Genomic DNA, 11,685 nt, shown 5'->3' with positions numbered 1-11,685 from the left:
ATATCGCGGCGCAGGTGTCGCGGCGCCAGCGCCTCGCCGTCGGTCTTCGGTCGTCAGACGGCCGGCGCGGAACGGGCTCAGGAGACGGACAACGAGACTGACGACGAAGGCGATCAGCCGATCGACGGCGCCCGATGGCCGCTCCCATCACCCGCCGCGGTTTGCACCGGCTGCTTCAGTCCGTGCTCGTCGACGGAGACGAGCGCCTTGTGAAGGACATCGCGCAGGAACAGCTCCTGCGACTCCCGGTCATCGGTGCGGTTACGAGATGTGTTCGATACTGAAGGGGCTGGGTACAACCCGCTCATGTCCGTCTGGGGAGTGCTGCTGGTCCCGGTGGGGCTGGGTTCGGTCGTGGGTGTGCTGGCCCTCACGGCCTGGCTCGAGCAACGGGTACTCTCACCCCGGGCACTCATCCGCAGCGCGGCGCGAGCGCGCCTGGGATCTCCGGCGCATGTCGAGGTGCTCGTGGCAGAGCAGTGTGATCGGCTGCTACATGGCCCCGATCGCGCGTCCGTATGAGGGCGGGTTGCGGGGCGCTGGCGCGGGCTGGACCGAGCAAGCGTGATGCGTGTCACGCGATGCGCGACCCCGAGACAGCCGTTCGCCGGGCGCAGTTCGCTGCTTCCGGCGCACCGCCCTGTCGATTCCCCCATCGGCACCCGGCGCTCAAGCGATTGTTTACGATGGGGCCGCTCCGAGCGCTAGCGCGCGGGGCCGTGATGACTGGCCGTTGACGTGGAGGGCGCCTTCGGGGTGTCCAGAGCGAGCGTCTCACTCTCCATCGGGGCAATCGGGGCGGGCTCGCGATGCAGGCGCACCTTCGGCGTAAGGCCGCGAAGCGCGCCTCGGTGCCGGCGTTGGAGGGCACCCGGACGTCGACTCCCGCCGAGCGTTCTGGGGCGCGCATCTGGTTGACCAGGCGCAGACCTGAGCTGAGCAGTCCGTGAGTCAGCCATCGAAGCGGAACCGGGTCTGGGCAAACTCGCCCTTGGCGAAGGACAGCACCTTGCGGGGACGGACCTCGAAGACGTGGGCGACGCCCGGTTCGTGGTGGAAGGCGCCGTCGCGCACGTCGTACTGCCAGTCGCCGTCGTACTTCGTCTTCCACATTGCGGCAAGCGCGCGCAGCAACGCGTCATCGGTGACCTGCTCGGCCCGTCCCTCGACGACGACGTCGAGGCCGGCCTTCCAGCGGTTGTCGCCCGTTGTGAGCACGCACTGGTCGTTGGCGCGCAGGTTGAGGGCTTTCTGCTCGCCGGGACCGGTGCAGAAGTAGAGCGCGCCGTCGCGCCACACCGCCGGTAGCGGCGTGACGTGCGGACGCCCGTTTGTGCGCACCGTCGAGATCCAGAACAGCTCGGCCGATACGAGCACGCCGACGACGTCCTCCCACGACGTCGGCGTGGCGCCGGGCGCGCTGAAGCCGGTGTGCAGCTCGGGTGTCGGAGCAGGCGATGACATCACGACCACCTCCCTGGTCAGTTGTCGAGTGCGGTGTACGCGCCGGTCCAGAAGTCCTGGATGACCACTGGCGGGGGGAACGGACCGGCGAAGGCCTCGGTGCTGAGCATGACGCCGATGAGCGCGTTGCTGGGGTCGTTCGACCACATGCTCCCCATGCCGCCTGCCCAGCCGTACGACCCGATGGAGGGCCCGAGACCGGTGCGGCGCACCTGCACACCGACGCCGAAGCCCCACCCCTGCGAGCCGTCGGGCAGGGGCCCGGGCGCGCCGCTGGCGACATCGATCTGGTCGGTGGTCATCGCGTCGATGGAAGCGCGCGACAGCAGGCGCGAACCATCCGGTAGCCGCCCGCCCGACAGGAGCATCCGCGCGAACGCGTGCAGGTCGTCCACCGTCGGCACAAGGCCGGCCGCGCCAGACGGAACTGCCGGCGGCTTCGCCCACTGGCCATCCGGAGGATCGAAGACCAACCGTGCGCCGGTTGGGTCGATGCCATAACAGGTGCCGAACCGGTTGACGTCGGCGACGGAGAAGGCGGTGTCGACCATGCCCAACGGCTCGAACACACGGTCGCGCAGGACGACGTCGAGCGGTTGGCCGGCGGCGCGTGCGATGAGCACGCCGAGCACATCGGCCCCCTTGTTGTAGAGCCAGCGCTCGCCGGGTTGGTAGAGGAGGGGCAGCGTCGAGAGCCGGCGCATCCATTCGTCCGGCGGCGGCGGTACCTGCGGCTCGGGCGGACCGGCGCCGAGCTCGAGCTCGGCCAGCGCGTCGAGGAACGGCTGCGGCCAAGGTGCCGCGAAGTCCATGCCGATGCCAAGCCGGATGCGGAAGATGCTGTCGCGACCGACAGGCGCGGGTTGGCCTCGGGTGAGCCGGCCGGCGACACCGACCTCCACCTGATCGCCCGCGGCTAGCAGCCAGGCGATACCGCCGACCCGGTCCTGCTCGACATGGTGCTGCATCGCCTGGGCGAGGTGTGCGAGCCGTTGCGGGTCGAATCCACCCATATGGGCTTCGACGCTACGACGGTCGAGAACGCATCGGTGGCGCACTCGAAACGGGCATGTGGGCGGCGACCTCGCGCGCTAGTGGTCGTGGCAGTCCCAACCGCCGAGATGTGCGGGACCATCCGGGTGCCGTCCGTACAGATCGACGGCGCGCGCTACCGCCGCCGAGCCGGCGATAGGAGACGTGCTCGCCCTCCCAGGGAGGGGGCAATCCGTCCCGCGTACGCTCTCGGCGTGCACGTGACGTTGCGCCCAGCGATGCCGGAGGACGCGTCCCGCATCAGCCAATTGCTCGATCAGCTTGGGTGGGTCGTCCCACCCGAGGGCGTCGTCGCTGAGCTCTCGGCATCGCCGTCGACGGACGTCGTGGTCGCCGAGCTCGATGACGATGTCGTTGGTGTTGTTGCCATCACAACGCGACGGCAGTTCCAGCGGGCCGGGAACCTCGTCACGATCGACACGTTGGTCGTCGACGAGGCCCACCGGTCGCGGGGAATTGGTGAGAGGCTGGTAGACGTCGCGCTCGAGGCTGCGGCGCGGAACAACGCTCAGGCCGTCGAGGTAGTGAGTGCACTTCGCCGCGTCGAGGCTCGCCGGTTCTACGAGCGGCTCGGCTTCGAGGTGACCGCGAACTACTTCGTGCGCTCGACCTGACTGGGCCCAGCCCTCTGCTGGCAACTGCGGATCTACAGGTGGCGCGTCCCAGAAGTGCCGTCGGTCGCGCTCACGACCGCGAGCGATGAATCCGACGCATGGCCCTGATGCGACCGATCTGCCGTTAGGCGCTCGCAGGATCGAGACGCTACGGAAGAACCGCTGGCGTCCGCCTCAGATCATCAATCAGGGAATTCCGCGTGTCCTTATCGGAGCGTGTGGCGAACGCCTTCTTTGGGAGCCGATGCAACATCGTCCTTCGACTCCCTCGAAGTCGATGACGACTCCACGGCAAGCCAAAGGGGAGCCCGTCAACCGAGTAGGGCGAGGAGTCGCCATTCGCCAGGAACGCCTTTGAGCCGATGCGTGCCACGTTCGTCAAAGGCGAAGCTCGAGCCCGCGACCAACGCGGCGACACTCTCGGTGACCAGGATCTCGCGTGGTTCCGCTGCCGCCATGGTGCGGGCCGCAACGTTGACACCGATGCCACTGAGGTCACCGCCCGGGCGAATCTGAACTTCGCCGGTGTTGACCCCGGTGCGAATGTCGACGCCGAGGGCCGCAATGCCACGATTGATCGCGAGCGAAGCACGCAGGGCGTTGCTCGGAACCGGGAAGGTGGTCAGGTGGCCGTCACCGGTCTGCTTCACGGTACGGCCACCAAATCGTTCGACCGTTCGCCGGACGAAAGCGTCCACCCCGTTGAGCACGTCCTCCCACCGGCCGTCGCCAAGCTCCGCGGCCCGGGCGGTGGAGTCCACGATGTCGACAAAGACGACCGTCGCGAGCTCCCGCGCACCACGGTCGTCGGCGCCGGGCCCAAAGACGAAGTCGTTGAACTCGCGTGTCGTCTCCGGGTCGTCGAACCAGTAGAACGACGGTTCCGTGAGTTCGAAGAACCGAGCCCCGGGCACACGCGCCGCGAGGTCCCGGGTCGCCTCGACGGGAACGTGGGCCAGATCGCCGGTGTAGAGCACCGCAGTCCGCACCTCGACCTGAGGCAGCAAAGCGCTCACGTCTGAGGTATAGGCGGCCCGGACCCAATGCGCCGCGGTTGCGGGACTGGCCGCGACGCGCTCGAAGCGGCCGCAGAACTCGAGAAACGACTCATCGCAGCCGAGCGCCGGAACATCCGCATACACGACCCGACCCGTGCCCCAGGTTCGGCGGACGAACTCGACCGTCCGATCGATGCCCTCGTTCGTCTGGCCGTATGGGCGATCCGGTGATTTGGCCAACGACGGATACACATTCATCAGGACGAGCGCTTCGACCCGCTCGGGATGGGCGGCACTCAACGAAACAGCGGCATGGCCCCCGAAACCTTCACCGATGACCACCGCCCGACTGACACCTGCGGCGTTCATCGCGGTGACCGCGTCCTCGACCCACGACCCGAGGGCCCCGATGCGTTCCGGCGGAACCGGATCGGATACCCCCACGCCTCGCGGATCGAAGAAGAGGCAACGGCTGAAGCTCGCCCAGTACTGCTGGATCCGAAGGTGTACCGGATGCTCCCACACCGTCTCGATGCTCGCCGCCCACTCCGAGAAGATGACGACGCTGAACCCACCCTCACCGAACACCTGATAACCCACATGCCCGCCCTCCGCAGTTTGCGCATACAGGACGGGCGGGGCTACTCGCTGTGACGACCCTCCCTCCACGACGCCATCGTGGTCCCAATCCCGAGTGAACGAAAGAGCAACTCCCCCCGGATCTTCCATTCACACAGAACATCGCGCTCCGACGGAACACCAACAGGCCTCAGGCACCGGCGTTCTGTGCGGCGTTTCGCGAGTGGCCCGGACGGACACCGGTGACTTCGTTCGGCGCGCCCGAATTACCGCTTGGCGCTACGTGCTACCTGAGCACCTGCCGCTCGCGCGTCGACACCCGCCCCAATACACCGTGCCGCTCGTCGTGCTCGAGGGCGTTCAGTTCCGCGGATACCAGACTTCGCTGTTGCGCGGGAAACACCGGCGGTGAAATAGGGGGTCGGGTCCTTCCAGTGTTACGCCCGCCCGGACAAGCGTTGGGTCGTTCGCATCGACTGGCTCGCCGCACGCCTCGCAGACGGTCATCCCTCGCGGCATCGGCATCACGGAAGGCTTCCAGCGACCCCCACCGGCCGGCCAGGCCCATATGAGCTATTGACGAACGCCAGCGGCCCATCCGTTGCGCGGTCGACTGATGGTAGCGGCGAGGCCAGACCGCTCCGACCTTCTCTGTCGACGGTGTTGCCCGGCGCTGAAGAGGAACCCCGCCAGGGGTCGGCGGGTAATCGGCGCTGGTGGTCGAACACTTGTTCGCCTACTGTCGAGGGCCGTGGACCGACCAACAGAGCTCGAGAACCTGCGGCGCAGTCTGGCCATGCTCAACCCCGGCGCCGCCGCCTCACTGTCGCGCGAGGAGGCCATGGGCCTCATCACCGACGTGGCCGAACTCCAGGCTCGCCTCGAGCTGCTCCGCATCGGTCTACGCCAGCTCGTCGATGAGGCCGAGCACCAGTAGCGGCGCGCGAGTACCGTGACCACGTCGCCTCCGGCGGCATCAGTCGCAGGGCACCAATCCGGCGATCTGGGCGCTTACTCGGTCAGCAATCGCCGGCTGGTATGCGCGCGACGTCGAGCCGGTCGAGGAACTCGCTCGCTGCCCGTTTGGACGAGAGCACGTGAAGGGCCGCGTGCTGCCCATGCTGTGAAATGATCTCGTGTTCGCGCTCGGGCTCTGAGCGGCGCTTGCGCCAGATGCGCACAGCAAGTGACCACTCATCGCGCAACCGTCGCCAGGCCGAATCGTCACACCCTTCGGGCATCTCGCCGACCGACTTCCGCACGCCGCGCAGGAGCGCACGTCCTGCGCACACTGGCCAGGGCGTGTCGAGAACCACGATGGTGTCCGCCCGTTCGAGGCGGAGATCAAGTGTCTCGTGGTAGTTGCCATCGGCGATCCACGCGTCGCCCGCGAGCACCCGGCGTTGCTTCTCGCGCCACTCGTCCTCCGAGGGTGCAACCCAGCCGGGCTTCCAGAAATGAAGGTCGAGGTGAATGACGGGCAAGCCGGTCCTCGCAGCGAGGGAGCGCGAGAACGTGCTCTTCCCGGACCCCGCCAGCCCAGTCACGAGGACGTGTCGGCCTATCGCGACGGCGGCATCACTCATCGGCTTCAGTGTCCCTCAAGTGCCGGTCGGGGACGCTCGCGATTGTGAGCAAGCCTGAATGAGGGGGCCGGGGGACGGCCCGGGCGCTCGCTTCCGCTCCGTTCTGCGGTTTGCGCGGCTGGACTGACGACAAGAGGCCCACACCCCCCACCCGTACGTAGGCTCGCACGCGCCTGGCCTACGGGGGTTCGGCACACCACAAGAGGGGGTTGGCGCGTGCGACGACTACGGATGAGGACAGGGGGGGCCATCACGCTGGTGGTAGCGCTGGCGATGGGACTGCTGCTCAGCGGCTCGGCACCGGGCGGCGCGGCGACGGGCGGCGACAAGAGCGGAGTGGTGCCGCAGTCGACGGGCTGTACGAAGACCTTCACCAACGCGGGGCCGCCGGCGCTGACCGTGTGCGTGAGCAGCCACGGCAACATCAATCAGATCCAGTACAGCCCGTTCGGGAGCGCGGTGAACCACATCAACAGTGAGGGTTACTGCTTGCTCGATCTGAACACGTTCGTCGCGTACCACGACACTGGCCTGGTCGAAGGGGGCTGGGGCGTGGCCACCCAAAGCAGCACCGCCACCACCGTCACCACCACCCGCACCACGACCGACGGCATCTACACCCTGACCCAGAACGTCTTCTTCAAGTACGGGTCGCGCATGGTGCTGGTGGGCAACCTGCTGAAGAACAACGACACTGTCACCCACAATGTCGCCTTCGACCGCGCCTTCGACGGTGACATCAACGGCACTGCGAGCGGCGACATCTATGACGTTGCCGGTGGATCGGTGTTCGGCCAGGAGACCGACGGCTTGGCCTCGACGTTCCTCGCCAACCCGTCCCTCGTGGCCAACATCGGTGTCTCCACTTTCGGCAACTGGAGTGCGAGTCGGAGCACGTGCTCGCACACGTTCGAGGCGACGCCGACCGCGCCGGGCGACTACGTGGGCATCGTGCAGGGCGCCTTCCCCATCGCCGCCGGGGCGACGGTGAACTTCCGCACGGGCTACCGCGTGCTGTAAGCCGCTCTCGAAGGAACGACGTGAGAGGGGGCCGCTCTGTTGGGTGGTCCCCTCCCGCACGTCGTTCGTCAACCGCCTCACCGACGTGGGGCACGGCTGGCGTCCTAGCAGTACCCTTCGTGTCGCCCCCGGGGACAGGGGAAGGCTCGGCATCACCGTGCAGAGCCGTCCGTCACCGGGGACGATGGCGCGTCCGGCGGCGCGAGCGTCCATCAGGGCACTCGGCGCAGCTCACGATCGCGAGCACCATGAAGCGAACGGCGCCTATCCGCGCTCGGGATCAGGGATTACCGGGGATGCGCGCAGCGAGACCCGCGTCGTACTCCGCGAACACGGCTATGCAGGTCCAGCCCCGCGCGATCTGCGACGGCGTGGGTGGCCACACGGCGGCGGCGTTGGTGTTGGTGTCGAGCGGGCCACCCCGCTGGGTGAGCGTGCTCGAGGAAGGGAGCTGCAGCGCGATGGTCGACCCCTGGACGCAGCAGTTGCCGGCGCTGTCGAGGGTGAGCGAGCTCGCGCCCACGCCCATAGGCGCCCCACCCATCACGTTTCCGTAGTCGCACGCGTGGTCGACGTCGCCCTGGCCGTCACCGGCCCCTCCGCCGACGGGCGGGGAGAGCACCTGCGCGTTGCAGAGGAACGCGGCAGCGATGCGTCCGGACGTGGTTGTTCAGTACATCGGCATCCATCGCGAGCTCCCGAACGTCGTGGCTTGAAATGGATACGTGACGGTGTTACAGGGGGCCAGCCGATACCCTCGCGCGTCTCGCGGAGCTAACGGCTCGCTGAGATCGCGGCTCGCGGCGATCGACGTTGCGTACTCGGCGAGACCGTGTGTGCATTTCCCGATGAATCGGCGGATGCCGGGCTCGACGATCCAGCCGGTGCCCGGTGGGAACGACGAGTGCCAGTGAATGGTCGTGCCGCCTTCCACCGCATCGCCGAGCACGACTTCGCCGACGTAGTCGCGGACGTGGAGGTTCGAACGCGAGGAGTACTTGAGACTCCGATTCGGGACGAGCTCGAGGATCTGGTCGTGGCCGGTGGTCCGACCGAGCCGGAACAGCCGGACCGCGGAGACACCTTCGGGCGGCGGGACGCCCGGTTGTTCGAGCTCGAACGATTCGATCGGGCTCCATGTGGGCCAGGTCGAGCCATCGGCCAGCAGCCCGAACACAGCCGCCACCGGTGCCGGCGTCACGGCCGTGACGTTGACATCACGACGTCGCATCGCTGATCCTCCCCTCTCTGTACCGTATGGTACATGTACCATACGGTACAGAGAGGGGAGGTCAAGTGGCCGGGAACGAGACGGGGAGCGACTCCAGGGAGCGGCTCCTCAACGCCGTCATCGAGTACGTCGCGGAGCACGGCGTCGCCGATCTGAGTCTTCGCGGTCTGGCAGCCGCCATAGGCACCAGCCATCGCATGCTCATCTACCACTTCCACTCGAAGGCGGACCTGCTCATCACGGTGATTCGGGCGGTGGAGAAACAGCAGCGCGAGCTCCTCGCCGCGTTCGACCTCGATCCGTCACTTTCGCCGGCCGTCGCGATGCGGCGGATGTGGGAACACCTCTCCGATCCCGCGCTTTGGCCGAACGAGCGGCTCTTCTTCGAGTTGTACGGCCAAGCGCTCCAGGAACGTCCGCACGCAGTCGGACTTCTCGACGACATCGTGACCTCGTGGCTCGAACCGATCGCCGCGATGCGTCGCGAGCAAGGCGTTCCTCCGGAGACCGCCCGAGCGCAATCGCGACTCGACCTCGCGGTCGCGCGCGGCCTGCTCCTCGACCTCCTCGCGACCGAAGACCGCGCCGCGACCACCGCCGCAATCGAGCACTACTCCGCGCTCTACGAGTCGTGGCGCGAACAAACCGCCGACTCGCCACCACCCAGGCGCTGACCAGGTCTACGCGAGGCCAAGAGCAACTGCTACGGCAGACGCACCTCGGCGCGGACCTCGACCGCGTCGCGGACTCTGAGCGCACCGAGCATCGCCGAGTAGGGCTTGATGCCGAAGCTGGACTGCACGACGGTAGTCGTGACGGTTCCTCGCGGTCGGCCGGCGATGATGCCGATCATGATGATTAGCTCGGCGGCGCGGGTGGCCCCGGCGATCGTCAGGTCGCCGTGCACGATGAAACCTTCGTCGGTCGGGGCCACTGCTGTCGAACGGAACCGCACCTCTGGGTACTTCTTGGTGCTGAGCAGCTTGTTGATGGTCTTCGCGATCTCCGACTTGTTGATCGCAAGCAGCGGCGCCGCGCCGCCCTTGCCCTCGCGTACCTCGAGCGACGCGGCGTCGACAACGACCTCCACTGTCGACGCCTCGATCCGTTCTGCGTCGATGTTCACCGTGCCGGCCCACCGCGTTACCTCGATCACGAGGTCGTGCCCCGCCATCGCCCCGAAACCGCTTCGTCCTGTGTGCAAAGTGAGCGCGCCTGTTGCCGGACCGATGGCGTAGGTGCCGGTCGCGAGTCTCATAAGGCCCATACCGGACTCGGCCGCCGGTCGTTCCTGACGGTTGACCTCCAGGCCGGGGAGAGATAACTGAAGCGCTTGGAGTGCCAGCCGATATCGCCGGGCTCTAGCAATGTCAGGCCGGCACGTCCCGAGGTCTCCTGGCTCCTGGCCGCCCCGATCTCAACGACAAGGCGCGCGCGGCGGATTCCGTCGCCCGCGGTGGTAGACACCGCGATGAACTCGAACACCCCGAGCCGGGCCTGAGCCGTGGTCTCGCGCGTCGGGTTGTACGAACCAGTTTTCATGGACGAGCTCAGACCGCACACCGCAGCACTCCCGTGCGCCCTTCTAGGGGCATCCATTTTGCTCGTTGCCGGATGTGTGGGCGGCGCCCACAACAGTTCAGCGTCGGCACATCGCAGAGCCAGACACGAGATCCTCTCGACGCCGGGTACGGCGAATGCCCAGCCGGACAACGACATCGTGGCAGAGAACTCGAGGACTGGCACGACGGACTGGCGAATTCACCGCGTCGCCAGACCGCACGAGATCGAAGGATGGGCGGACCAAGTCAGCGTCATCGCCGGCGAGACGGTGCGCTTGTACGTCTCCACGACGGCTCACTCGTACACCGTCTCCGGCTTCCGAACCGGATGGTACGGGGGTGCTGAGGCGGCGCTCATCTATCGGTCCCAGAGACTCCAGGGCTCAGTTCAGCGACCATCACGCCTCGATTCGTCCACCCGAACCGTGCTCACGAGCTGGTCTGCAAGCGTGACCGTGGACACTCACGGGTGGCCACCGGGCGACTATCTCTTCCGGCTGGATGCAGATACAGGAGGGCAGGAATACATCCCGTTGGCGGTCCGGAGTACGTCGAACGTCGGCCGGATTGTGATTCTCAATGCGGTGACAACGTGGCAAGCGTATAACGGCTGGGGCGGGTACGACCTCTACAACGGTCCCGGTGGGCTTGCGGATTTTGTCCACCGTTCCCGAGCGGTGAGCTTCGATCGACCCTACGGTGGCGACGGCGCCGGTGAGTTCATCGGCAACGAGTTGCCTTTGGTGGCGCTCGCCGAACGACTGGGTCTGCCTGTCAGCTATGCGACCGACATCGATCTACACGCCGACCCCGCGCTTCTAAACGGCGCGCGAGCCCTCATCTCGCTCGGGCACGACGAGTATTGGTCGAGCGCGATGCGTCTTGCTGCCACGAATGCGCGCGACGATGGGATGAACATTGCCTTCCTCGGCGCCAATGCCGTGTTCCGGCACATCCGACTGGCTCAAACTCGATATGGAGCGAACCGGTTAGAGATTTGCTACAAGCGTGCCAACGAAGACCCGCTCTACCACAAGATGAATCGAGAGGTCACGGTCGACTGGCGAGAGCCTCCGACGAGCAAGCCGGAAAGTGTTCTCACGGGCGTGTATTACGAAAGCAATCCCGTCACGGCCGATATGGTCATCGTCGATCCCGATAGCTGGCTCTTCGAAGGGCTTGGTTTGCGAGCTGGGGAGCGTTTGCCGCGCCTGGTTGGACATGAATACGACCGTGTCAACCCCGGCGCTCCTACCCCACGACCGATCGAGGTTCTCTCACATTCTCCTCTGGTGTGCCGTGGTGTAAGGAGTTTCTCGGACGCCGCCTACTACAGCACGCCCAACGGCGCCGGCGTCTTCGCAACGGGAACGAACCTCTGGGTGGCGAGCCTCGACCCGACGGGCCCGACGGATCCCTTGACGCAGCGGGTCGTCACCGAGGTCACCACCCGCGTGTTGAGAACGTTTGGAGCGGGCCCCGCGGGGCAGCCGCACCCTGCCCAGGACAATCTGGCGGGGTTTCGAGAGTACGCAGGTGACCCCATCGCGGCGAGGGTGAATCTTCATTGAGAGGGAT

The 11,685-nt window shown here is 66.8% G+C and carries 12 protein-coding genes; 5 read left to right on the top strand and 7 right to left on the bottom strand.

Annotation, left to right across the window (positions count from 1 at the left end; all coding sequences use genetic code 11):
- Positions 1 to 951: 951 nt before the first annotated feature.
- Both E6G06_01275 and E6G06_01270 read right to left on the bottom strand, forming a co-directional pair.
- Positions 952 to 1,464, bottom strand: a complete 513-nt coding sequence (locus E6G06_01275) for a pyridoxamine 5'-phosphate oxidase family protein (GenBank protein TML93729.1) — start codon at positions 1,462 to 1,464, stop codon at positions 952 to 954.
- Between the two features lie 17 nt (positions 1,465 to 1,481).
- Positions 1,482 to 2,477: a beta-lactamase family protein gene (locus tag E6G06_01270; protein ID TML93728.1), complete on the bottom strand. Its 996-nt coding sequence runs from the start codon at positions 2,475 to 2,477 to the stop codon at positions 1,482 to 1,484.
- Here E6G06_01270 and E6G06_01265 point away from each other — a divergent pair.
- A complete protein-coding gene (locus E6G06_01265) occupies positions 2,421 to 3,131 on the top strand; it encodes a GNAT family N-acetyltransferase (protein TML93727.1) in 711 nt (236 codons plus the stop codon). The genes E6G06_01270 and E6G06_01265 overlap by 57 nt on opposite strands.
- Before the next feature lie 311 nt (positions 3,132 to 3,442).
- On the opposite strand, the gene E6G06_01260 is transcribed toward E6G06_01265, so the two are convergent.
- Positions 3,443 to 4,858 (bottom strand): adenylate/guanylate cyclase domain-containing protein, encoded by a 1,416-nt coding sequence (locus E6G06_01260; GenBank protein ID TML93726.1) that lies wholly within the window; start codon positions 4,856 to 4,858, stop codon positions 3,443 to 3,445.
- A gap of 601 nt (positions 4,859 to 5,459) precedes the next feature.
- Here E6G06_01260 and E6G06_01255 point away from each other — a divergent pair.
- Positions 5,460 to 5,645, top strand: a complete 186-nt coding sequence (locus E6G06_01255) for a hypothetical protein (protein ID TML93725.1) — start codon at positions 5,460 to 5,462, stop codon at positions 5,643 to 5,645.
- A gap of 82 nt (positions 5,646 to 5,727) precedes the next feature.
- On the opposite strand, the gene E6G06_01250 is transcribed toward E6G06_01255, so the two are convergent.
- Positions 5,728 to 6,105 (bottom strand): hypothetical protein, encoded by a 378-nt coding sequence (locus E6G06_01250; GenBank protein ID TML93724.1) that lies wholly within the window; start codon positions 6,103 to 6,105, stop codon positions 5,728 to 5,730.
- 420 nt (positions 6,106 to 6,525) lie between these two features.
- Between E6G06_01250 and E6G06_01245 the strand changes: the two genes are divergently transcribed.
- On the top strand, positions 6,526 to 7,314 hold the full coding sequence (locus E6G06_01245) for a hypothetical protein (GenBank protein TML93723.1): 789 nt from the start codon (positions 6,526 to 6,528) through the stop codon (positions 7,312 to 7,314).
- Between the two features lie 280 nt (positions 7,315 to 7,594).
- Here E6G06_01245 and E6G06_01240 read toward each other — a convergent pair whose 3' ends face one another.
- Entirely contained in the window at positions 7,595 to 7,936 is a 342-nt protein-coding gene (locus tag E6G06_01240; GenBank protein ID TML93722.1) for a hypothetical protein, read from the bottom strand.
- Positions 7,937 to 7,984: 48 nt separating this feature from the next.
- The gene (locus E6G06_01235; protein ID TML93721.1) at positions 7,985 to 8,587 is read right to left on the bottom strand and encodes an SRPBCC family protein; all 603 of its coding nucleotides are present in this window, start codon (positions 8,585 to 8,587) and stop codon (positions 7,985 to 7,987) included.
- Between E6G06_01235 and E6G06_01230 the strand changes: the two genes are divergently transcribed.
- Complete coding sequence (locus E6G06_01230) at positions 8,572 to 9,219, top strand: TetR/AcrR family transcriptional regulator (protein TML93720.1); 648 nt, start codon at positions 8,572 to 8,574, stop codon at positions 9,217 to 9,219. The two genes, E6G06_01235 and E6G06_01230, sit on opposite strands and share 16 nt — an antisense overlap.
- A 29-nt stretch (positions 9,220 to 9,248) precedes the next feature.
- On the opposite strand, the gene E6G06_01225 is transcribed toward E6G06_01230, so the two are convergent.
- A complete protein-coding gene (locus E6G06_01225; protein TML93719.1) occupies positions 9,249 to 9,812 on the bottom strand; it encodes a YceI family protein in 564 nt (187 codons plus the stop codon).
- 405 nt (positions 9,813 to 10,217) lie between these two features.
- Between E6G06_01225 and E6G06_01220 the strand changes: the two genes are divergently transcribed.
- Positions 10,218 to 11,678: a hypothetical protein gene (locus E6G06_01220; GenBank protein ID TML93740.1), complete on the top strand. Its 1,461-nt coding sequence runs from the start codon at positions 10,218 to 10,220 to the stop codon at positions 11,676 to 11,678.
- Positions 11,679 to 11,685: the final 7 nt, after the last annotated feature.

Source organism: Actinomycetota bacterium (assembly GCA_005888325.1).
GTDB lineage: Bacteria > Actinomycetota > Acidimicrobiia > Acidimicrobiales > AC-14 > AC-14.
The sequence above is the reverse complement of the archived record's forward strand: the minus strand, read 5'-3'. Positions and strand labels throughout refer to the sequence as shown.

Excerpts from the sequence above, each read along its gene's own strand:
- E6G06_01275 (TML93729.1), bottom strand. The coding sequence starts at position 1,464 with ATGTCATCGCCTGCTCCGACACCCGAGCTGCACACCGGCTTCAGCGCG.
- E6G06_01265 (TML93727.1), top strand. The coding sequence starts at position 2,421 with ATGGTGCTGCATCGCCTGGGCGAGGTGTGCGAGCCGTTGCGGGTCGAA.
- E6G06_01270 (TML93728.1), bottom strand. The coding sequence starts at position 2,477 with ATGGGTGGATTCGACCCGCAACGGCTCGCACACCTCGCCCAGGCGATG.
- E6G06_01260 (TML93726.1), bottom strand. The coding sequence starts at position 4,858 with ATGGAAGATCCGGGGGGAGTTGCTCTTTCGTTCACTCGGGATTGGGAC.
- E6G06_01245 (TML93723.1), top strand. The coding sequence starts at position 6,526 with ATGAGGACAGGGGGGGCCATCACGCTGGTGGTAGCGCTGGCGATGGGA.
- E6G06_01230 (TML93720.1), top strand. The coding sequence starts at position 8,572 with ATGGTACATGTACCATACGGTACAGAGAGGGGAGGTCAAGTGGCCGGG.
- E6G06_01235 (TML93721.1), bottom strand. The coding sequence starts at position 8,587 with ATGGTACATGTACCATACGGTACAGAGAGGGGAGGATCAGCGATGCGA.
- E6G06_01225 (TML93719.1), bottom strand. The coding sequence starts at position 9,812 with ATGGGCCTTATGAGACTCGCGACCGGCACCTACGCCATCGGTCCGGCA.